The sequence below is a fragment of the Candidatus Pantoea bituminis genome (genome assembly GCF_018842675.1).
Taxonomy (GTDB): domain Bacteria; phylum Pseudomonadota; class Gammaproteobacteria; order Enterobacterales; family Enterobacteriaceae; genus Pantoea; species Pantoea phytostimulans.
This window is the reverse complement of the sequence record NZ_JAGTWO010000004.1, coordinates 3602818-3624729: the sequence shown is the minus strand read 5'-3', so window position 1 is coordinate 3624729 and position 21912 is coordinate 3602818. Positions and strand designations below refer to the sequence as shown.

Sequence of the window (21912 nt, the reverse complement as noted above, 5' to 3'; positions counted from 1 at the left end):
GATAAAATTCTCATACTGACTTTTCTTTAACCTAACCGTACCAAAAAAGGCAGCATTAGAGCAGTACTACAAAGGTGTAAGAAACAAATCTTCATTGTTTTGCATCTGCCAGGAGGGCTAGCGAAATTCTTTTATAGAAAATGATGAGCTTCAAATCTAAAAACACGCACTGCATTTTTGATTATTCTATGGAAAAGACAACGTAATCGAGCAATTTTTCTTCAAAATTAGCCTGATTTGCTTTGATTCGCACAAATAGTAAGCGAAAGAACAAAAATAGCGATTTTTTTGTTGCATCAAACCGCCGACCTTCCTAGAATGCGCGTCACTTGATGCCGGCTTAGCTCAGTTGGTAGAGCAACTGACTTGTAATCAGTAGGTCACCAGTTCGATTCCGGTAGCCGGCACCATCAAGTAGGTGGGATTCCCGAGCGGCCAAAGGGAGCAGACTGTAAATCTGCCGTCACAGACTTCGAAGGTTCGAATCCTTCTCCCACCACCATTTCAACCCTAGGGTTGAGAACTGATAAACAATCAGTTTATCTGTCAGGTGAGTCACTTCTTCTCACCCTGAATTCAGATTGTGCATTAGCGCAGTCAAAGCCAGTCAGCAACGCTGACAGGCTAAGAATAGTAGGGGGACTTCTCTTACTATTCACAAGCTACAGAAAGAACAGGTAGCCGAGTTCCAGGATGCGGGCATCGTATAATGGCTATTACCTCAGCCTTCCAAGCTGATGATGCGGGTTCGATTCCCGCTGCCCGCTCCAGATGTGCTGATATGGCTCAGTTGGTAGAGCGCACCCTTGGTAAGGGTGAGGTCCCCAGTTCGACTCTGGGTATCAGCACCACTTCCTTTATCTCCCTCCTGATTTTCTCTCTGTAATTCCTTGCAGTCAGGCACTGCCTGGTTAATGTCATGATATCTTTGATATATCCGTGTCTTAGAGGGACAAACGATGGCTAAAGAACAATTTCAACGTAATAAACTGCACGTAAACGTGGGCACCATCGGTCACGTTGACCACGGTAAAACCACCCTGACTGCAGCAATCACTACCGTTCTGGCTAAAACCAGCGGTGGTCAGGCTCGTGCATTCGATCAAATCGATAGCACCCCAGAAGAGAAAGCGCGCGGGATCACCATCAACACCGCTCACGTTGAGTATGAAACCGCTACTCGTCACTACGCACACGTTGACTGCCCAGGCCACGCCGATTATGTAAAAAACATGATCACCGGTGCTGCGCAGATGGACGGCGCGATCCTGGTTGTTGCTGCGACTGACGGCCCAATGCCTCAGACCCGTGAGCACATCCTGCTGGGTCGTCAGGTTGGCGTTCCTTACATCATCGTGTTCCTGAACAAGTGCGACATGGTTGATGATGAAGAGCTGCTGGAACTGGTTGAGATGGAAGTCCGTGATCTACTGACTCAGTATGATTTCCCAGGCGACGATACTCCAATCGTTCGTGGTTCTGCTCTGAAAGCGCTGCAAGGCGAAGCTGAGTGGGAAGCGAAAATCACTGAGCTGGCTGGATACCTGGATACTTATATCCCAGATCCAACGCGTGCAATTGACAAGCCGTTCCTGCTGCCAATCGAAGACGTATTCTCAATCTCTGGCCGTGGTACTGTTGTTACCGGTCGTGTTGAGCGCGGCATCGTTAAAGTCGGCGACGAAGTTGAAATCGTTGGTATCAAAGATACCGTGAAATCAACCTGTACCGGCGTTGAAATGTTCCGCAAACTGCTGGATCAGGGTCAGGCTGGCGAAAACTGTGGTGTTCTGCTGCGCGGTATCAAGCGTGAAGACATCCAGCGTGGACAGGTTCTGGCTAAGCCAGGCTCAATCAAGCCACACACCCAGTTCGAATCAGAAGTTTATATTCTGTCGAAAGACGAAGGCGGCCGTCATACTCCGTTCTTCAAAGGCTACCGTCCACAGTTCTACTTCCGTACAACTGACGTGACTGGCTCAGTAGAGCTGCCAGAAGGCGTTGAGATGGTAATGCCGGGCGACAACATCAAAATGATTGTTACCCTGATTCACCCAATCGCTATGGACGACGGTCTGCGCTTCGCAATCCGTGAAGGCGGCCGTACCGTTGGTGCGGGCGTTGTTGCCAAAGTTATCGCATAATTATCGATAACATTTGACGCAATGCACACGAAAAGGGCATCATTTGATGCCCTTTTTGCACGCTGTCTCATAGAACCTGGCTCATCAGTGATTTTCAACCATAATCATTGTTGAGACAGGCTCTGTTATGCGGCGTTGGATGCCGAGTTACGCCCCAAAAGCTCATTCGGTTTGGATGCCTCGCACTGCGGGGCAGAATAGTTTCTGAATTATTGTGGCAGGTTGGTTTATGAGTGCGAATACCGAAGCTCAAGGGAGCGGGCGCGGCCTGGAAGCGGTAAAGTGGCTGGTCGTAGCAGTGTTGTTACTCGCGGCAATTGTGGGTAATTATTACTTTCGCGATGTGACATTACCTCTGCGTGCGCTAGCTGTGGTCGTGCTGATCGCAGCGGCTGGCGGCATAGCGCTTTTAACGATAAAAGGCAAAGCGACCGTGGCTTTTGCACGTGAAGCAAGAACCGAAATGCGTAAGGTCATTTGGCCGACTCGCCAGGAAACGCTGCACACCACGTTAATCGTTGCCGCGGTTACCGCCGTGATGTCACTGATTTTGTGGGGGCTAGATGGTATTCTGGTCCGTCTGGTATCGTTTATCACTGGCCTGAGGTTCTGAGATGTCTGAAGCTCCAAAAAACGCTGGTACGTCGTGCAGGCGTTTTCCGGTTTTGAAGGCCGCGTAGCGCAATCGCTACGTGAGCACATCAAATTGCACAACATGGAAGAACTGTTTGGCGAAGTTATGGTTCCAACTGAAGAAGTGGTTGAGATCCGTGGCGGTCAGCGTCGTAAAAGCGAGCGCAAGTTTTTCCCCGGTTACGTTCTGGTACAGATGGTCATGAATGACGCTAGTTGGCACCTCGTACGCAGCGTTCCTCGCGTAATGGGGTTCATCGGTGGTACATCTGACCGCCCAGCGCCAATAAGCGACAAAGAAGTCGACGCGATTATGAACCGCCTGCAGCAGGTTGGAGATAAGCCGCGTCCTAAAACGATGTTCGAGCCAGGCGAAATGGTCCGTGTTAGTGATGGTCCGTTTGCTGACTTTAATGGTGTAGTGGAAGAGGTGGATTACGAGAAGAGCCGCCTGAAAGTGTCCGTTTCAATATTTGGACGTGCTACCCCTGTCGAACTCGACTTTGGTCAGGTAGAAAAAGGCTAACTTTTTCTGCTCACAATTTAGCTATTGCAGCAGGCGCGAAATTTCACTACAATTTCGCGCCTTTTGTTTTTATGCGCTCTTGCTAGCGTATAAATCGTTATCACGGGGAGCCTGTCTATTCAGGCGCTAAAACCCAATTGAGGAAATATCATGGCTAAGAAAGTACAAGCCTACGTCAAGCTGCAGGTTGCAGCTGGTATGGCGAACCCAAGTCCACCGGTTGGTCCAGCTCTGGGTCAGCAGGGTGTTAACATCATGGAATTCTGTAAAGCGTTCAACGCTAAGACCGAATCTTTAGAGAAAGGTCTGCCGACTCCTGTTGTTATCACTGTATACAGCGACCGTTCTTTCACCTTCGTTACTAAAACGCCTCCAGCCGCCGTTCTGCTGAAAAAAGCAGCAGGCATCAAATCTGGTTCTGGTAAGCCGAATAAAGACAAAGTCGGTAAAGTAACGCGTACTCAGGTACGTGAAATCGCAGAAACCAAAGCTGCGGACATGACTGGTTCTGACGTTGAAGCGATGACTCGCTCCATCGAAGGTACTGCTCGTTCCATGGGCCTGGTAGTAGAGGATTAAGAAATGGCTAAGCTGACCAAGCGCATGAGCGTGATCCGCGACAAAGTGGACGCGACTAAACAGTATGACATCGCTGAAGCCGTTGCTCTGCTGAAAGAACTGGCTACTGCTAAATTCGTAGAAAGCGTTGACGTTGCTGTTAACCTCGGCATCGACGCTCGTAAATCTGATCAGAACGTACGTGGCGCAACTGTGCTGCCGCACGGTACTGGCCGTTCAGTACGCGTTGCTGTATTTGCCCAAGGCGCAAATGCAGAAGCTGCTAAAGCAGCTGGCGCTGAGCTGGTAGGTATGGAAGATCTGGCTGATCAGATCAAAAAAGGCGAAATGAACTTTGACGTTGTTATTGCATCTCCAGATGCAATGCGCGTTGTTGGCCAGTTAGGCCAGGTTCTGGGCCCACGTGGTCTGATGCCAAACCCTAAAGTTGGTACTGTAACGCCTAACGTTGCTGAAGCAGTTAAAAATGCTAAAGCGGGTCAGGTTCGTTATCGTAACGACAAAAACGGCATCATCCATACCACCATCGGTAAAGTGGATTTTGACGCTGACAAATTGAAAGAAAACCTGGAATCTCTGCTGGTTGCGCTGAAAAAAGCAAAACCATCACAGGCGAAAGGCGTGTACATCAAGAAAGTCAGCCTCTCCACCACCATGGGTGCTGGTCTTGCCGTTGATCAGGCTGGTCTGAGCGCAACAGCAAACTAATTGCTGCTTGAAACGGGCGAAAAATTCACCTAGAATCTTACGCCCGTTATGCGTATACGCATGCCAAAGTATTTAGGTTGGAGCCAGGCCTTATCCTGGCCTCCGTCCAAGACCGCAGGAGCTGCACATTTTCGGATGTAACGCTTAATCCCCTGCGTAGACGGTGACAGAACCAAAAGAATTTTTCTTAGCTGGATTCTGCTCACCGTGTAATAGCGCTTATTTTCCCTCGGGATAAGTAAGTGAAGTGAGTTCCGGGGAAATCCTTCCCCGGTCAAATCCAGGAGCTAAAGCTAATGGCATTAAATCTTCAAGACAAACAAGCGATTGTTGCTGAAGTCAGCGAAGTAGCCAAAGGTGCGCTTTCAGCGGTTGTTGCGGATTCTCGTGGCGTTACCGTTGATAAAATGACCGAACTGCGTAAAGCAGGTCGTGAAGCTGGCGTTTACATGCGTGTTGTCCGCAACACCTTGCTGCGCCGCGTCGTTGAAGGTACTCAGTTTGAGTGCCTGAAAGACACGTTTGTTGGTCCGACCCTGATTGCATATTCTATGGAACACCCGGGCGCTGCTGCTCGTCTGTTCAAAGATTTCGCGAAAGCGAATGCAAAATTTGAGGTCAAAGCTGCGGCCTTTGAAGGTGAGCTGATCACGGCGGCTGATATTGACCGTCTGGCAACTCTGCCGACCTACGAAGAAGCATTGGCACGTCTGATGTCGACCATGAAAGAAGCCGCTGCAGGCAAATTGGTCCGCACTCTGGCTGCTGTTCGCGATGCAAAAGAAGCGGCTTAAGGCCAAATTCTTTTTCTTCGTACTTGCTAACGTATAAACTTTTTCTGATTCTTAGGAACAATACACATGTCTATCACTAAAGACCAAATTCTGGAAGCTGTTGCAGCTATGTCCGTAATGGAAGTAGTTGAGCTGGTTTCTGCTATGGAAGAAAAATTCGGCGTTTCTGCTGCTGCTGCTGTAGCTGTTGCTGCTGGCCCAGCTGAAGCTGTTGAAGAGAAAACTGAATTCGACGTCGTACTGAAAGCTGTTGGCGCGAACAAAGTTGCAGTAATCAAAGCCGTTCGTAGCGCAACTGGTCTGGGCCTGAAAGAAGCCAAAGATCTGGTTGAAGCAACTGGCGTGATCAAAGAAGGCATCAGCAAAGATGACGCAGCTGCACTTGAAGCTGCTCTGAAAGAAGCTGGCGCTGAAGTTGAAGTTAAGTAAGACAACCTTAGGGTTGCAGTCTGAGTAGTTTCAGACTGATGGCTGGTGACTTTATGGTCACCAGCCTTTTTGCGCTCCAGGGCCTCAATGGGGTTTCACACTGTTTGTCCATTGTTGCTCTTCAATATCTTTCTCTATCGACGACTTGATATACCGCTTTTCTGTGAGGGTTCCCTGCCCACACTAAAGCGATGAAATGATTTAAGAGTGATAGAAAGAGGTATTGCACATACTGCCGCGCAGTCTGTGAATCAAACAAAATCGTGTTGCATGAACTGTCCTTTCAGGACGGACAGCGTGGGTCGACTTGTCAGCTAGCTGAGGAACCCTATGGTTTACTCCTATACCGAGAAAAAACGTATTCGTAAGGATTTTGGTAAACGTCCACAAGTTTTGGACATACCTTATCTCCTTTCCATCCAGCTTGATTCGTTCCAGAAGTTTATCGAGCAAGATCCAGAAGGTCAGTACGGACTGGAAGCTGCATTCCGTTCCGTCTTCCCTATCGCGAGCTACAGCGGCAATTCAGAATTGCAGTATGTGAGCTATCGTCTGGGTGAACCTGTCTTTGACGTGAAAGAGTGTCAGATCCGTGGCGTGACCTACTCGGCACCGCTGCGCGTGAAACTGCGTCTGGTGATCTATGAGCGCGAAGCGCCAGAAGGCACCGTAAAAGACATTAAAGAACAAGAAGTCTACATGGGCGAAATTCCGCTCATGACCGACAACGGTACCTTTGTTATCAACGGTACTGAGCGTGTTATCGTTTCTCAGCTGCACCGTAGTCCTGGCGTGTTCTTCGACAGCGATAAGGGTAAAACCCACTCTTCGGGTAAAGTGCTGTACAACGCACGCATTATTCCTTATCGCGGTTCATGGCTCGATTTTGAGTTCGACCCGAAAGACAACCTTTTTGTCCGTATTGACCGTCGTCGTAAGCTGCCGGCCACTATCATTCTGCGCGCACTGCAATACACCACTGCACAAGTTCTCGATATTTTCTTCGAGAAAGTGGTGTTTGAAATCCGTGATAACAAGCTGCAGATGGAATTGGTGCCTGAGCGCCTGCGCGGTGAAACCGCCACCTTCGATATCGAAGCAAACGGCACGGTATACGTTGAGAAAGCGCGTCGCATCACTGCTCGCCACATTCGTCAGCTGGAAAAAGATGGCATTCAGCACATCGAAGTACCGGTTGAATACATTGCGGGCAAAGTGGTCTCTAAAGATTATATCGATGAGAGCACAGGTGAACTGATCATTGCTGCCAACATGGAGCTGTCGCTGGATCTGCTGGCTAAATTGAGCCAAGCCGGTCACAAGCGCATTGAAACGCTGTTCACTAACGACCTGGATCACGGCCCTTATATCTCCGAGACCCTGCGTGTTGACCCAACCAGCGATCGTCTGAGCGCACTGGTTGAGATCTACCGCATGATGCGTCCTGGTGAGCCGCCAACGCGTGAAGCCGCAGAGAACTTGTTTGAGAACTTGTTCTTCTCAGAAGATCGTTACGATCTCTCTGCTGTAGGTCGTATGAAGTTCAACCGTTCATTGCTGCGTGATGAAATCGAAGGCTCAGGTATTCTGAGCAAAGAAGACATCATCGAAGTTATGAAGAAACTGATCGATATCCGTAACGGTAAAGGCGAAGTGGACGATATCGACCACCTCGGTAACCGTCGTATTCGTTCAGTCGGTGAAATGGCTGAGAACCAGTTCCGTGTTGGTCTGGTACGTGTTGAGCGTGCAGTGAAAGAGCGTCTTTCTCTGGGCGACCTTGATACGTTGATGCCTCAGGACATGATCAACGCCAAGCCGATTTCGGCGGCGGTGAAAGAGTTCTTCGGTTCGAGCCAGCTGTCACAGTTTATGGATCAGAACAACCCGTTGTCAGAGATCACGCATAAGCGTCGTATTTCTGCTCTCGGTCCGGGCGGTTTGACGCGTGAGCGTGCCGGCTTTGAAGTGCGTGACGTACACCCAACGCACTACGGTCGTGTTTGCCCAATCGAAACGCCGGAAGGTCCAAACATCGGTCTGATCAACTCCTTGTCTGTTTATGCACAGACCAATGAGTATGGCTTCCTGGAAACCCCGTATCGTCGTGTTATCGACAGTGTGGTTTCTGATGAAATTCATTACCTCTCTGCAATTGAAGAGGGTAACTACGTTATCGCTCAGGCGAACGCCGAACTTGATGAAAACGGTGCGTTTGTTGATGACCTGGTAACTTGCCGTAGCAAAGGCGAATCAAGCTTGTTCAGCCGCGATCAGGTTGACTACATGGACGTTTCCACCCAGCAGGTGGTTTCTGTCGGTGCGTCACTGATCCCGTTCCTGGAACACGATGACGCCAACCGCGCCTTGATGGGTGCGAACATGCAACGTCAGGCCGTTCCAACTCTGCGTGCTGATAAGCCGCTGGTTGGTACAGGTATGGAGCGCGCAGTTGCGGTTGACTCCGGTGTTACCGCCGTAGCGAAACGTGGTGGTACTGTTCAGTACGTTGATGCTTCTCGTATCGTTATCAAAGTTAACGAAGACGAAATGCATGCGGGCGAAGCCGGTATCGACATTTACAACCTGACTAAATACACCCGTTCTAACCAGAACACCTGCATCAACCAGATGCCTTGCGTGTCCCTGGATGAGCCGGTTGAGCGCGGCGACGTGTTGGCAGATGGTCCGTCCACCGATCTCGGTGAACTGGCACTGGGCCAGAACATGCGCGTAGCGTTCATGCCGTGGAACGGTTACAACTTCGAAGACTCCATCTTAGTCTCCGAGCGTGTTGTTCAGGAAGATCGCTTCACCACCATTCATATCCAGGAGCTGGCGTGTGTGTCTCGTGACACCAAGCTGGGGCCAGAAGAAATCACGGCTGATATCCCGAACGTGGGTGAAGCTGCGCTTTCTAAACTGGATGAGTCCGGCATCGTTTATATCGGTGCAGAAGTGACTGGTGGTGACATTCTGGTCGGTAAAGTGACGCCTAAAGGCGAAACTCAGCTGACTCCAGAAGAAAAACTGCTGCGTGCCATCTTCGGTGAAAAAGCGTCTGACGTGAAAGATTCGTCACTGCGCGTACCGAACGGTGTTTCGGGCACGGTTATTGACGTTCAGGTCTTTACCCGCGATGGCGTGGAAAAAGACAAGCGTGCGCTGGAAATCGAAGAGATGCAGCTGAAGCAGGCCAAGAAAGACCTGTCTGAAGAACTGAAGATCTTCGAAGCTGGTCTGTTCAGCCGTATTCAAGCGGTACTGATTTCCGGTGGCGTTGAAGCGGATAAGTTGGACAAACTGCCTCGTGAGCGCTGGTTAGAACTCGGCCTGACTGATGAAGCTAAGCAAAACCAGCTGGAACAGCTGGCAGAGCAGTACGATGAGCTGAAGCACGAGTTTGAGAAAAACTCGAAGGTAAGCGTCGTAAGATCACCCAAGGCGATGATTTGGCACCAGGCGTGTTGAAAATCGTTAAGGTTTATCTGGCTGTTAAACGTCAGATCCAACCGGGTGACAAGATGGCTGGTCGTCACGGTAACAAAGGTGTTATCTCCAAGATCAACCCGATCGAAGATATGCCTTACGATGAGAACGGCACGCCGGTCGACATCGTACTGAACCCGCTGGGCGTACCATCACGTATGAACATCGGTCAGATCCTTGAGACGCACTTAGGTATGGCGGCGAAAGGTATCGGCGAGAAGATCAACGCCATGCTGAAGAAGCAGGAAGAAGTCGCAAAACTGCGTGACTTTATCCAGCGTGCTTATGATCTGGGTAGCGACCTTCGTCAGACAGTTGATCTGAACACCTTCAGCGATGATGAAGTGCTGCGTTTGGCTGAGAACCTGAAAAAAGGTATGCCAATCGCGACGCCAGTGTTCGACGGCGCGAAAGAAAGCGAAATCAAAGAGCTGTTAGAGCTCGGTGGCTTGCCTTCTTCGGGTCAGATTACGCTGTTTGATGGTCGTACCGGTGAGCAGTTCGAACGTCAGGTAACCGTAGGTTATATGTACATGCTGAAACTCAACCACTTGGTTGATGACAAGATGCATGCGCGTTCTACCGGTTCCTATAGCCTGGTTACTCAGCAGCCGCTGGGTGGTAAGGCGCAGTTCGGTGGTCAGCGCTTCGGTGAGATGGAAGTGTGGGCGCTGGAAGCATACGGCGCTGCATATACCCTGCAGGAAATGCTTACCGTTAAGTCTGATGACGTGAACGGTCGTACTAAGATGTATAAAAACATCGTAGACGGCAATCATCAGATGGAACCGGGCATGCCAGAATCCTTCAACGTACTGTTGAAAGAGATTCGCTCGCTGGGTATCAACATTGAGCTGGAAGACGAGTAACCCTGAATTTTAAGCCGCAGCCCTCTGTGCAGCGGCTTAATACAGGGCTAAAGCGCTCGCAATTGTACTGGTTATGGGGCGTTCAATTTCGGTTGAACGCCCCTGAGAGTCTCACTCCGACGGGAGCTAATCCGTGAAAGACTTACTAAAGTTTCTAAAAGCGCAGACTAAAACCGAAGAGTTTAATGCGATCAAGATTGCGCTGGCTTCGCCAGACATGATCCGTTCATGGTCTTTCGGTGAAGTCAAAAAGCCGGAAACCATCAACTACCGTACCTTCAAGCCAGAGCGCGATGGTCTGTTCTGTGCCCGTATCTTTGGGCCAGTAAAAGACTACGAATGCCTGTGCGGGAAGTACAAGCGCCTGAAGCATCGCGGAGTGATCTGTGAGAAATGCGGCGTTGAAGTAACCCAAACTAAAGTGCGTCGTGAGCGCATGGGCCACATTGAACTGGCGTCGCCAACTGCGCACATCTGGTTCCTGAAGTCACTGCCATCACGTATCGGTTTGCTGCTGGATATGCCCCTGCGCGATATCGAGCGCGTGCTCTATTTTGAATCTTACGTTGTTATCGAAGGTGGCATGACCAACCTCGAGAAACGTCAGATTCTGACTGAAGAGCAATACCTTGATGCGTTAGAAGAGTTCGGTGACGAATTCGACGCTAAAATGGGCGCCGAAGCGATTCAGGCCCTATTGAAAAACATGGATCTGGAGCAAGAGTGCGAGCAGCTGCGTGAAGAGCTGAACGAAACCAACTCTGAAACCAAGCGTAAAAAACTGACCAAGCGTATCAAGCTGCTGGAAGCGTTCGTTCAGTCTGGTAACAAGCCAGAGTGGATGATCCTGACCGTGCTGCCTGTATTACCACCGGATTTGCGTCCGCTGGTACCGCTGGACGGCGGCCGCTTCGCGACTTCAGATCTGAACGATCTGTATCGCCGCGTGATCAACCGCAACAACCGTTTGAAACGTCTGCTGGATCTGGCTGCGCCAGACATCATCGTTCGTAACGAAAAACGTATGTTGCAGGAAGCCGTTGATGCATTGCTGGATAACGGTCGTCGCGGTCGTGCGATCACCGGTTCCAACAAGCGTCCGCTGAAATCGCTCGCTGACATGATCAAAGGTAAGCAGGGTCGTTTCCGTCAGAACCTGCTGGGTAAACGTGTCGACTACTCTGGTCGTTCGGTTATCACCGTAGGTCCATACCTGCGCCTGCATCAGTGCGGTCTGCCTAAGAAAATGGCACTTGAGCTGTTCAAACCGTTCATTTACGGCAAGTTGGAGCTGCGTGGCCTGGCCACCACCATCAAAGCCGCGAAGAAAATGGTTGAACGCGAAGAAGCGGTTGTCTGGGATATCCTTGACGAAGTGATCCGTGAGCACCCGGTTCTGCTGAACCGTGCGCCTACACTGCACCGTCTGGGTATTCAGGCCTTTGAACCGGTTCTGATCGAAGGTAAAGCGATCCAGCTGCACCCGCTGGTTTGTGCGGCCTATAACGCCGACTTCGATGGTGACCAGATGGCTGTTCACGTACCGCTGACGCTGGAAGCCCAGCTGGAAGCGCGTGCGCTGATGATGTCGACCAACAACATTCTGTCTCCAGCGAACGGCGAGCCAATCATCGTTCCTTCTCAGGACGTTGTTCTGGGTCTGTACTACATGACCCGCGACAAAGTGAATGCTAAAGGCGAAGGCATGGTGCTGACCGGCCCTAAAGAAGCTGAGCGTGTATACCGCGCTGGCTTGGCTGAGCTACATGCACGCGTCAAAGTGCGTATCACTGAATACAGCAAAAACGAGCAAGAAGAATTTGTTGCGAAAACCAGCATCATCGACACCACCATTGGTCGTGCGATTCTGTGGATGATCGTACCGCAAGGTCTGCCTTACTCCATCGTCAACCAGGCGCTGGGTAAAAAAGCTATCTCTAAAATGCTGAACACCTGTTACCGCATTTTGGGCCTGAAGCCGACCGTTATCTTTGCTGACCAGACGATGTACACCGGTTTCGCATACGCTGCCCGTTCAGGCGCGTCTGTGGGTATCGACGACATGGTTATTCCAGCTAAGAAAGTGGAAATCATTGCCGAAGCAGAAGCTGAAGTTACTGAGATTCAGCAGCAGTTCCAGTCTGGTCTGGTTACCGCTGGCGAACGTTACAACAAAGTCATCGATATCTGGGCTGCCGCGAATGAGCGTGTAGCGAAGGCGATGATGGAAAACCTCTCTACTGAAACCGTGATTAACCGTGACGGCGTAGAAGAGAAACAGGTTTCCTTTAACAGCATCTTTATGATGGCCGACTCTGGTGCGCGTGGTTCTGCTGCACAGATTCGTCAGCTGGCCGGTATGCGTGGTCTGATGGCGAAACCAGATGGCTCCATCATTGAAACGCCAATTACTGCGAACTTCCGCGAAGGCTTGAACGTACTTCAGTACTTCATCTCGACGCACGGTGCACGTAAAGGTCTTGCGGATACCGCACTGAAAACAGCTAACTCCGGTTATCTGACGCGTCGTCTGGTTGACGTTGCGCAGGATTTGGTTGTTACAGAAGACGATTGTGGCACGCACGAAGGCATCATGATGACACCTGTCATCGAAGGTGGCGACGTTAAAGAGCCGCTGCGTGAACGTGTTCTTGGTCGTGTAACTGCTGAAGATGTATTGAAGCCTGGCACCGCAGATATTCTGGTTCCACGTAACACGCTGATGCATGAACACATCTGTGACCTGTTGGAAGAGAACTCTGTCGACAGCGTTAAAGTCCGTTCTGTAGTAGGTTGTGAAACCGATTTTGGTGTGTGTGCGCATTGCTATGGTCGCGACCTGGCACGTGGTCACATCATCAACAAAGGTGAAGCGATCGGTGTTATCGCTGCGCAGTCCATCGGTGAGCCGGGTACACAGCTGACAATGCGTACGTTCCACATCGGTGGTGCGGCATCGCGTGCGGCAGCTGAATCCAGCATTCAGGTGAAGAACAAAGGTACCATCAAGCTGACCAACGCTAAGTCGGTAACGAACTCTGCTGGCAAGCTGGTGATCACCTCGCGTAACGTCGAACTGAAAATGATCGACGAATTCGGACGCACCAAAGAAAGCTATAAAGTGCCTTACGGTGCTGCTATGGCGAAAGGTGACGGCGAGCAGGTTGCTGCAGGCGAAACTGTAGCGAACTGGGATCCGCATACCATGCCGGTTATCACGGAAGTGGGCGGTTATATTCGCTTCACTGACATGATCGATGGCCAAACCATCACGCGTCAGACAGATGACTTAACAGGTCTGTCATCGCTGGTGGTATTGGACAGCGCCGAGCGTACTGCTGGTGGTAAAGATCTGCGTCCTGCGCTGAAAATTGTTGATGCTAACGGTGATGATGTCTTGATCCCAGGCACCGACATGCCAGCTCAGTACTTCCTGCCGGGCAAAGCGATTGTTCAGCTGGAAGATGGCGTCAAGATCAGTGCGGGTGATACGCTGTCGCGTGTTCCGCAAGAATCTGGCGGTACTAAGGATATTACCGGTGGTCTGCCACGCGTTGCTGACTTGTTCGAAGCGCGTCGCCCGAAAGAGCCAGCTATCCTGGCGGAGATCAGCGGTATCATCTCCTTCGGTAAAGAGACTAAAGGCAAGCGTCGCTTAGTGATTACACCAGTCGACGGTAGCGAGCATTACGAAGAGATGATTCCGAAATGGCGTCAGCTGAACGTGTTCGAAGGTGAACGTGTTGAGCGTGGTGACGTGGTTTCCGATGGCCCAGAATCTCCACATGACATCCTGCGCTTGCGTGGCGTTCATGCGGTGACGCGTTACATCACTAACGAAGTGCAGGAAGTTTACCGTCTGCAAGGCGTTAAGATTAACGATAAGCACATCGAAGTCATCGTTCGTCAGATGCTGCGTAAAGCGACCATCCAGAGCGCGGGCAGTGCCGACTTCCTGGAAGGTGAGCAAGCAGAATTCTCTCGCATCAAGATCGCTAACCGCGAACTGGAAGCGAACGGAAAAGTTGCTGCAACCTTTATGCGCGACCTGCTGGGTATCACCAAAGCGTCACTGGCAACCGAATCGTTCATCTCTGCCGCATCGTTCCAGGAAACAACACGTGTCCTGACCGAAGCAGCCGTAGCGGGCAAACGCGACGAACTGCGTGGCCTGAAAGAGAACGTAATCGTGGGTCGTCTGATCCCAGCCGGTACCGGTTACGCTTATCATCAGGAGCGTACACGTCGCCGTCAGATTGGCGAAGCGCCGGCAGCACCGCAGGTCACTGCGGATGAAGCCTCAGCGAGCCTGGCTGAACTGTTGAACGCCGGTCTCGGCGGTAGCGACAACGATTAATCGTTAGCCGCATAATAAAAAACCCTGCCTCGGCAGGGTTTTTTTATGTCTTTAATTTAACTTGTTCCATTCATCGCGGCTGATACCAATATCTTTCAACTGAGTATCACTCAGCCTCGACAATATTATTCGCGTTTCGCGGCGCAGCTGCCAATTTTTAAAGCTATGCCATAAAACGCGTATCAAAAGGAGTGGGGTCCCTGAAAAAGGTTTCGCTGCTCGATTCTCTTCATATCCCATGATCTTACCCTCAGTAATGTGCCTGAGAGTTATTTTCGGCTTCTAAACTGTAATGATACAGACTCAAAAATCACCTTTATTTAACATACAGATTGCAATGTAATCGAACTGAATGGTAAAAATAACGTCAATCTGTATTGAATTATTTCTTATACGCTTAACGTGAGGCATACGATGACGCGCTATCAACATCTGGCAACGCTGCTGGCTCAGCGTATTGAACAGGGTCTTTATCGCAGTGGTGAACGTCTGCCCTCAGTACGTACGTTAAGCGCTGAGCATGGCGTCAGTATTAGCACCGTGCAGCAGGCGTATCATCTGCTTGAGGAGAAACAGCTAATCACGCCACAACCTCGCTCTGGCTATTTTGTTGCCTCGAGAAAAGCAACGCCGCCGATGCCTGCCTTGACGCGTCCAGCACAGCGACCAGTAGAAATTACGCAATGGGATGGGGTGCTTGAGTTGCTGGATAGCCGTTTAGAAGATGACATTCTGCAATTGGGTAGCGGCATGCCAGACCTAACGCAGTCAACGTTAAAGCCACTCTGGAAAGCCTTTAGCCGTCAGGCGCAAAAGCAGGAGACGTATCTACTTAACTACGACAATCTTTATGGCGTCGTTGCACTGCGCGAACAAATTGCGCGCCTGTCAATTGATAGCGGTTGTCAGCTCACCGCTGAAGACATTGTCATTACGACGGGGTGTCATGAAGCTTTGTCGGTTTCAATTCGCGCTGTATGTGAGCCGGGCGACATCATTGCTGTTGAGTCGCCTTCGTTTCACGGCATTATGCAAACGCTGCGTGGTTTTGGTATTCGCGCCATCGAAATCCCTACCGATTCGGTGAGTGGAATTAGCCTTGAAGCATTAGAGCTGGCGTTTGAGCAATGGCCAATCAAAGCCGTTGTTGTCGTGCCCAATTGTAATAATCCGCTGGGTTTCATCATGCCCGAAAATCGTAAACGCGCCTTGCTGGCTTTAGCGCAGCGTTTTGATGCTGCGGTCATTGAGGATGACGTGTACGGCGAGCTCGCATGGGAATATCCACGTCCATCCACCATCAAATCTTTGGATATGGATGGCCGCGTTTTGCTGTGCAGCTCATTCTCCAAAACACTGGCACCGGGTCTGCGTGTTGGTTGGGTTGCACCGGGTCGTTATCGCGATCGAGTATTACATATGAAATATATCGTCACCGGTTCTACTGCAACCCAGCCGCAGCATGCAGTGGCCGATTTCATTCGGCAGGGACATTATTTACCGCATCTGCGTCGTATGCGGCAGCTCTATCAGCGCAACTATGAAACTTTTAATTGCTGGGTGCGTCACTATTTCCCGTGTGGAATCTGTGTATCACGTCCACAAGGTGGCTTCCTGATGTGGGTCGAATTGCCAGAGGCATTTGATGCTGTTCGCCTTAATCGTGAACTGCGTGAATCACATATCCAAATTGCTGTCGGTTCGCTGTTTTCCGCGTCGGGTAAATATCGTAATTGCCTGCGGCTGAATTATGGACTGCCGTTAACGGACAAAACGGAGCAGGCATTGATGCTGGTGGGCAAGGCAATAGAACGTGCTATGGCAACCTGTGCGCACGAAACTACTCAAGAGCAACAAATCGAAATCCTTGCAGCTAAGTAGTTGAGGAAGCAGGGCCAGAAAGAGGGAGAAACTGGCCCTGGCCAGGCAACGTTGTCTGGCGAGAACAACTCTACCAAGTAACAAAAAACGCGCCAGTGACTAACTTCGTCACTGCGCGCGGCTTTCCAGCTTTATCTGTTCGTTTGCAGAAGTAATAACGTTAATGCGTAGCAGATTACAGAATGCGATTAAATAACCGCTTCCGGTTCGGCCAATGCCAGTAAGGTTCGCGTTGCTTCACGCCAATCCGCTGCTTGTGTAATTGCACTAACCACAGCAATGCTACCCACACCGGTTGCCAATACTTCTGGCGCTCGCGCAATACTGATACCGCCAATCGCCACGGTGGGGATATCTTGCAAACGTGCCAGATGGCGCTTCAGTTCAGTCAGCCCTTGCGGCGCAGAAGGCATCTCTTTGGTTTGTGTTGGAAAAATATGTCCAAGTGCAATGTAGGAAGGGCGCAATGCAAGTGCACGATCCAGTTCAGCATCATCATGCGTGGAAATACCCAGCCGTAATCCAGCCTGATTGATCAGCGCCAAATTCGCGACATCCAAATCCTCCTGACCAAGATGCACACCATACGCGTTGTGCTTGATGGCTAATCGCCAGTAATCATTAATAAACAGGCGTGCACGATACTGCTTACCCAACGCGATCGCCTGAACAATAGCGGGTTCGACTGCCTCATCAGGCTGATCTTTGATTCGTAGTTGAAGAGTACGCACGCCTGCTTTCAACAGGCGTTCAATCCACTCAACGTTATCAACCACCGGATAAAGCCCTAAACGTGGTGAGGTGGTGGGAAATGCATTCATAATTTTTCCTCCAGAGTCGTATCCGCTGGGTGATAAAGCTCACCTCCACGACTGCGAAAATTTTCAGACATCTGCGCCATACCCATTTCAATCGGCTGCGCTGCGGCTTCTTGTTGTGCGGCATATTCACGCACTTCCTGCGTGATTTTCATTGAGCAAAATTTCGGGCCACACATTGAGCAAAAATGCGCCACCTTGCCCGATTCTTGCGGTAGAGTTTCATCGTGATAGGCGCGCGCGGTATGGGGATCTAACGCCAGATTAAACTGATCTTCCCAACGGAATTCGAAACGCGCTTTGGACATGGCGTTATCGCGAATTTGCGCGCCAGGATGCCCTTTGGCGAGATCGGCGGCGTGAGCAGCAATTTTGTAAGTGATTAAGCCTTGCTTTACATCTTCTTTATTCGGCAAGCCAAGATGCTCTTTTGGCGTGACGTAACACAGCATCGCACAGCCAAACCAGCCAATCATGGCTGCGCCAATACCGGAAGTGAAGTGATCGTAACCCGGTGCGATGTCAGTTGTTAGTGGGCCGAGCGTATAAAAAGGGGCTTCATGGCAATGTTCAAGCTGTTCGGTCATGTTGCGGCGTATCATCTGCATCGGAACGTGGCCAGGGCCTTCAATCATTACCTGTACGTCATATTCCCAGGCAATCTTCGTCAATTCACCCAACGTATGCAGCTCGGCAAACTGCGCTTCATCGTTGGCATCCTGAATAGAACCTGGGCGTAAGCCATCTCCCAACGAAAGCGAGACGTCGTATGCGGCGCAAATTTCACAAATCTCCCGAAAATGCTGATAGAGAAAGCTCTCTTTGTGATGTGACAGGCACCATTTGGCCATAATCGAACCGCCACGCGAGACAATGCCGGTCAGGCGTTTTGCCGTCATCGGCACGTAACGCAGCAGCACGCCAGCATGAATCGTAAAGTAGTCGACACCTTGCTCAGCCTGTTCTAGCAGCGTATCGCGGAAGATTTCCCAGTTAAGATCCTCTGCCACGCCATTCACTTTTTCCAGCGCCTGATAAATCGGTACGGTGCCAATCGGAACCGGGCTGTTACGCAAAATCCACTCACGTGTTTCGTGTATATAACGGCCGGTGGAGAGATCCATTACCGTGTCAGCACCCCAACGCGTTGACCACACTAATTTTTCCACTTCTTCTTCAATAGAGGAGGTTACTGCCGAGTTCCCGATATTGGCATTCACCTTCACCAAAAAGTTGCGACCAATAATCATCGGCTCCGATTCGGGGTGATTAATATTGGCGGGAATAATGGCGCGACCCTCGGCGACTTCCTGGCGCACAAACTCCGGCGTAATATTTTCCGGTAAATTAGCACCGAAACTGTATCCCGGATGCTGTTGCAGCAGCACTTCACCACGTATGCGCTCGCGGCCCATATTTTCTCGCAGTGCGATGTACTCCATTTCTGGCGTGATGATGCCCTGACGCGCGTAGTGCAATTGTGTTACCCGGCGACCGGCCTTGGCACGTCGCGGTTGAGGTAAATGCTCGAAACGCAAATGATCAAGACCGTCATCGGCCAAACGCTGCTGCGTGTAAGTCGAGCTAATTTGCGTGAGATTTTCGCTGTCATCGCGATCGTTAATCCAGCCAGCACGCAGTTTTTCAAGACCGCGATGCACATCAATCTGCGCGTCTGGATCACCATAAGCGCCTGCCGTGTCATACACCGGCACGGCTTCATTCTCTTCGAAGCGAGGTTCGTCCTTGGTACCGCCAATTTGGGTGGCGCTGAGTTGAATTTCACGCATTGGCACGCGAATGTCAGCACGGCTACCGGTAATCCAAATGCGTTTAGAGTGGGGGAATGCACTGCCGCCTTGCAGGGAATCGATAAATTCCTGCGCCTGGGCGCGTTGTTCGCGACGATTGGTTTTCGAAGTAGACATAGCAATTTTCCAGTTAAGGGGGAACGTTGCTTGTCCGGAGTTCGGAAGGAGTAAGCGATACGATGGACAAAAATAGTGCCAGCGTACTAAGAAAATTTACTCTTGTTCCCTACGCAGGTTCTAACCTGGTCAGGTTCCGCGGATCCCGAATAAACGGTCTCAGCCCGAAGGCACTCCGACAAGAAATTAAAAACGGGTTTATCAGACTGGCGTCATCAAAACCCGTTCAGCATAAAAGGGCTTTTAGGTAATCACAAGACTTTTACATGTGATTAACGTTAAGCGGGACGAGCCATCTGGCTGTCATTGGCGACCGGCGGGCGCGCCAGCTGTTGATCCCACGCCAGCTGAATCAATTTATCTTCCAGCGTGAAGCGGGTTTCTAAAACTTCGCCGACTTCAGAAAGCGCTTTCTGGAAAGTCACGCAGTTATCATCGTCAATTGCCTGTTGCAAATGACCATCATACAGCTGCATCAAACGTTCCGTATTGGCTTCAAGCGGCGGATAGATCTGCGCAGCAGCAATCATCGGACTGTCGCCACTCATTTCACTAATAATGCGCTCGTAAATATTGAAGTGTCCGGCAGAAAGGTAATCCACCAAGCCGTGACAAAAATTATCCAACGCCTGTTCATCCAGCGTCGTTAAAGCTTCTTTATTGGGTTTCAATCCTACCAAATGGTAATAGGCGACTAAGAGTTGGCGACGGGCTTCAAGCCACGAATCCACCAGTTCGTTGCTGCCACCTACGCGCTCGGCCAGGACGTCTAACTGGTTAAGCATATCTAACTCCATGTGAGTTATAGTTGTTTATCTACACACTTAACATCAGGACTTCAGCGTGCCATTTGACGCTAAGGATGACGAAAAAAATGCAATTCGAGATCACAAGCGTAGACGCTGGATGGTGGGTTGTCAGCCATGAGCAAAAACTTTGGCTGCCACAAGGTGAATTACCGCATGGACCTGCAGAAAAATTCGGTCTGACTGGCACTAAAGGTCAGGTCATCGGCGAGTGGCTGGGTGAAAAAGTGTGGCTCATTTGCGAAGCGCGATCTGAAAGCATGTTCTCGGTACGTCAATTAATCGATGAAGAAGTTGGCCTGTTTCAACTCGCTGGGCGCGGTGTTCAACTGGCAGAGTTTTATCGATCCCATCGCTGGTGCGGCTATTGCGGTCACGAAATGAACCGCAGCAAACATGAATTTGCCTGTTTGTGCAGTCATTGTCGTGAGCGTTATTACCCGCAGATCGCGCCTTGTATCATTGTTGCGATTCGTCGGGGTGATGAAATCCTGCTGGCGAATCATGCGCGACAACGTAATAACATTTATACCGTGCTGGCGGGATTCGTCGAGGTGGGCGAAACGCTGGAGCAAGCTGTGGCGCGTGAAGTGATGGAAGAGAGCAATGTGCGGGTTAAAAATGTGCGTTACGTGACGTCACAACCCTGGCCTTTTCCACAATCATTGATGGTGGCGTTTATGGCTGAGTATGAGAGCGGGGATCTGCAACATGACGGCAAAGAGTTGCTGGATGCAGGTTGGTTCCGCTATGACGCGCTGCCAATGCTACCGCCGCCAGGCACCGTGGCGCGCCGCTTGATAGAAGATACCGTCGCCATCTGCCGCGCCGGAGCATAAGGAAAGTGCTACACTACGCGCTTGAAATTGAGAGAGCCTTAAAATGACTGAACTGAAGAATGATCGTTATCTGCGCGCCCTGTTACGTCAGCCGGTTGATGTCACGCCGGTCTGGATGATGCGACAAGCTGGGCGTTATTTACCGGAATACAAAGCGACCCGCGCCGAAGCCGGCGATTTTATGTCGCTGTGTAAAAACGCCGAGCTGGCTTGCGAAGTTACGCTACAGCCGCTGCGTCGTTATGAACTGGATGCGGCGATCCTCTTCAGCGATATCTTAACGATTCCCGATGCGATGGGGCTTGGACTTTACTTCGAAACCGGTGAAGGCCCGCGCTTTTCAAACCCAATTACCTGTCGAGCCGATGTTGAGCGCCTGCCGATCCCCGATCCTGAACAGGAACTGGGTTATGTTATGAACGCTGTGCGCACTATTCGTAAGAATTTAAAAGGCGAAGTGCCGCTGATTGGTTTCTCAGGCAGCCCGTGGACGTTGGCAACGTATATGGTCGAAGGCGGCAGCAGCAAAGCCTTTACTAAAATCAAAAAGATGATGTACGCCGATCCCACAACGCTGCATGCGATGCTGAACAAGCTGGCAGACAGCGTCATTTTGTACTTGAATGCACAGATACGTGCCGGTGCGCAGTCGGTAATGGTGTTCGATACTTGGGGTGGGGTGTTGACGGGTCGAGATTATCGCGAGTTCTCGCTTTATTACATGCATAAAATTGTCGATAGCGTTTTGCATGAAAATGAAGGGCGCCGCGTGCCGATTACGCTGTTCACCAAAGGTGGCGGGCAATGGCTGGAAGCGATGGCGGAAACGGGTTGTGATGCGCTCGGCCTCGACTGGACAACTGATATCGGTGACGCTCGCCGTCGCGTAGGTGACAAAGTCGCCTTGCAAGGCAACATGGATCCTTCCATGCTTTATGCACCACCTGCACGTATTGAGCAGGAAGTCGCGGGAATTCTGGAAAGCTTTGGCAAAGGTGATGGTCACGTATTCAACCTGGGTCACGGCATTCATCAGGATGTCCCACCTGAACACGCGGGCACGTTTGTTGAAGCCGTGCATCGCTTATCTCGTCCATGGCATCAGGAGTAAA

The 21912-nt window shown here is 50.7% G+C and carries 14 protein-coding genes, 4 tRNA genes, 2 pseudogenes and 1 riboswitch; of the genes and pseudogenes, 16 read left to right on the top strand and 4 right to left on the bottom strand.

All coding sequences use genetic code 11. The annotated features are described in order from the left end of the window. Nucleotides 1-334: 334 nt before the first annotated feature. From KQP84_RS20755 to rpoC, 13 genes and pseudogenes are all read left to right on the top strand, one after another. A tRNA-Thr gene (locus KQP84_RS20755) sits at nucleotides 335-410 on the top strand. Between the two features lie 7 nt (nucleotides 411-417). Continuing rightward, nucleotides 418-502: transfer RNA gene (locus tag KQP84_RS20750), tRNA-Tyr, on the top strand. Between the two features lie 193 nt (nucleotides 503-695). Beyond that, nucleotides 696-770: transfer RNA gene (locus KQP84_RS20745), tRNA-Gly, on the top strand. Between the two features lie 5 nt (nucleotides 771-775). Next, nucleotides 776-851, top strand: a tRNA-Thr gene (locus KQP84_RS20740). Between the two features lie 108 nt (nucleotides 852-959). Continuing rightward, nucleotides 960-2144, top strand: coding sequence for an elongation factor Tu (gene tuf, locus KQP84_RS20735; RefSeq protein ID WP_215847950.1), 1185 nt, complete (start codon nucleotides 960-962; stop codon nucleotides 2142-2144). A gap of 229 nt (nucleotides 2145-2373) precedes the next feature. Continuing rightward, on the top strand, nucleotides 2374-2757 hold the full coding sequence (gene secE, locus KQP84_RS20730; RefSeq protein WP_215847949.1) for a preprotein translocase subunit SecE: 384 nt from the start codon (nucleotides 2374-2376) through the stop codon (nucleotides 2755-2757). A gap of 1 nt (nucleotide 2758) precedes the next feature. After that, nucleotides 2759-3303: pseudogene (gene nusG / locus KQP84_RS20725) on the top strand (transcription termination/antitermination protein NusG). Between the two features lie 150 nt (nucleotides 3304-3453). Continuing rightward, nucleotides 3454-3882, top strand: coding sequence for a 50S ribosomal protein L11 (gene rplK / locus KQP84_RS20720; protein ID WP_215847947.1), 429 nt, complete (start codon nucleotides 3454-3456; stop codon nucleotides 3880-3882). A gap of 3 nt (nucleotides 3883-3885) precedes the next feature. Continuing rightward, a complete protein-coding gene (gene rplA, locus KQP84_RS20715; RefSeq protein ID WP_215847946.1) occupies nucleotides 3886-4590 on the top strand; it encodes a 50S ribosomal protein L1 in 705 nt (234 codons plus the stop codon). A 296-nt stretch (nucleotides 4591-4886) separates the two neighbouring features. Further along, entirely contained in the window at nucleotides 4887-5384 is a 498-nt protein-coding gene (rplJ, locus tag KQP84_RS20710) for a 50S ribosomal protein L10 (protein WP_215847945.1), read from the top strand. Nucleotides 5385-5450: 66 nt separating this feature from the next. After that, a complete protein-coding gene (rplL, locus tag KQP84_RS20705; protein ID WP_215847944.1) occupies nucleotides 5451-5813 on the top strand; it encodes a 50S ribosomal protein L7/L12 in 363 nt (120 codons plus the stop codon). A gap of 330 nt (nucleotides 5814-6143) precedes the next feature. Beyond that, nucleotides 6144-10171 (top strand): annotated as a pseudogene (rpoB, locus tag KQP84_RS20700) (DNA-directed RNA polymerase subunit beta). 133 nt (nucleotides 10172-10304) lie between these two features. Further along, the gene (gene rpoC, locus KQP84_RS20695) at nucleotides 10305-14528 is read left to right on the top strand and encodes a DNA-directed RNA polymerase subunit beta' (RefSeq protein ID WP_215847943.1); all 4224 of its coding nucleotides are present in this window, start codon (nucleotides 10305-10307) and stop codon (nucleotides 14526-14528) included. Nucleotides 14529-14579: 51 nt separating this feature from the next. Here rpoC and KQP84_RS20690 read toward each other — a convergent pair whose 3' ends face one another. Continuing rightward, entirely contained in the window at nucleotides 14580-14768 is a 189-nt protein-coding gene (locus KQP84_RS20690) for a DUF1127 domain-containing protein (protein ID WP_215847942.1), read from the bottom strand. 174 nt (nucleotides 14769-14942) lie between these two features. Here KQP84_RS20690 and KQP84_RS20685 point away from each other — a divergent pair, with 174 nt between their 5' ends. Next, nucleotides 14943-16409 carry an aminotransferase-like domain-containing protein gene (locus tag KQP84_RS20685; protein ID WP_215847941.1) on the top strand — a complete coding sequence of 489 codons (1467 nt, stop codon included), beginning with the start codon at nucleotides 14943-14945 and terminating at the stop codon, nucleotides 16407-16409. Nucleotides 16410-16597: 188 nt separating this feature from the next. On the opposite strand, the gene thiE is transcribed toward KQP84_RS20685, so the two are convergent. The 3 genes from thiE to rsd form a co-directional block, all read right to left on the bottom strand. Then, nucleotides 16598-17230 carry a thiamine phosphate synthase gene (gene thiE, locus KQP84_RS20680; protein WP_215847940.1) on the bottom strand — a complete coding sequence of 211 codons (633 nt, stop codon included), beginning with the start codon at nucleotides 17228-17230 and terminating at the stop codon, nucleotides 16598-16600. Then, entirely contained in the window at nucleotides 17227-19155 is a 1929-nt protein-coding gene (gene thiC / locus KQP84_RS20675) for a phosphomethylpyrimidine synthase ThiC (RefSeq protein ID WP_243080119.1), read from the bottom strand. The genes thiE and thiC overlap by 4 nt, the downstream gene beginning before the upstream one ends. A gap of 89 nt (nucleotides 19156-19244) precedes the next feature. Beyond that, nucleotides 19245-19343, bottom strand: a riboswitch (TPP riboswitch). Nucleotides 19344-19433: 90 nt separating this feature from the next. Beyond that, a complete protein-coding gene (rsd, locus tag KQP84_RS20670; RefSeq protein WP_215847939.1) occupies nucleotides 19434-19940 on the bottom strand; it encodes a sigma D regulator in 507 nt (168 codons plus the stop codon). Between the two features lie 89 nt (nucleotides 19941-20029). On the opposite strand from rsd, the gene nudC reads away from it, so the two are divergent. Both nudC and hemE read left to right on the top strand, forming a co-directional pair. Next, on the top strand, nucleotides 20030-20800 hold the full coding sequence (nudC, locus tag KQP84_RS20665; protein WP_215847938.1) for an NAD(+) diphosphatase: 771 nt from the start codon (nucleotides 20030-20032) through the stop codon (nucleotides 20798-20800). A 43-nt stretch (nucleotides 20801-20843) separates the two neighbouring features. Beyond that, nucleotides 20844-21911 carry a uroporphyrinogen decarboxylase gene (gene hemE / locus KQP84_RS20660; protein WP_215847937.1) on the top strand — a complete coding sequence of 356 codons (1068 nt, stop codon included), beginning with the start codon at nucleotides 20844-20846 and terminating at the stop codon, nucleotides 21909-21911. Nucleotide 21912: the final 1 nt, after the last annotated feature.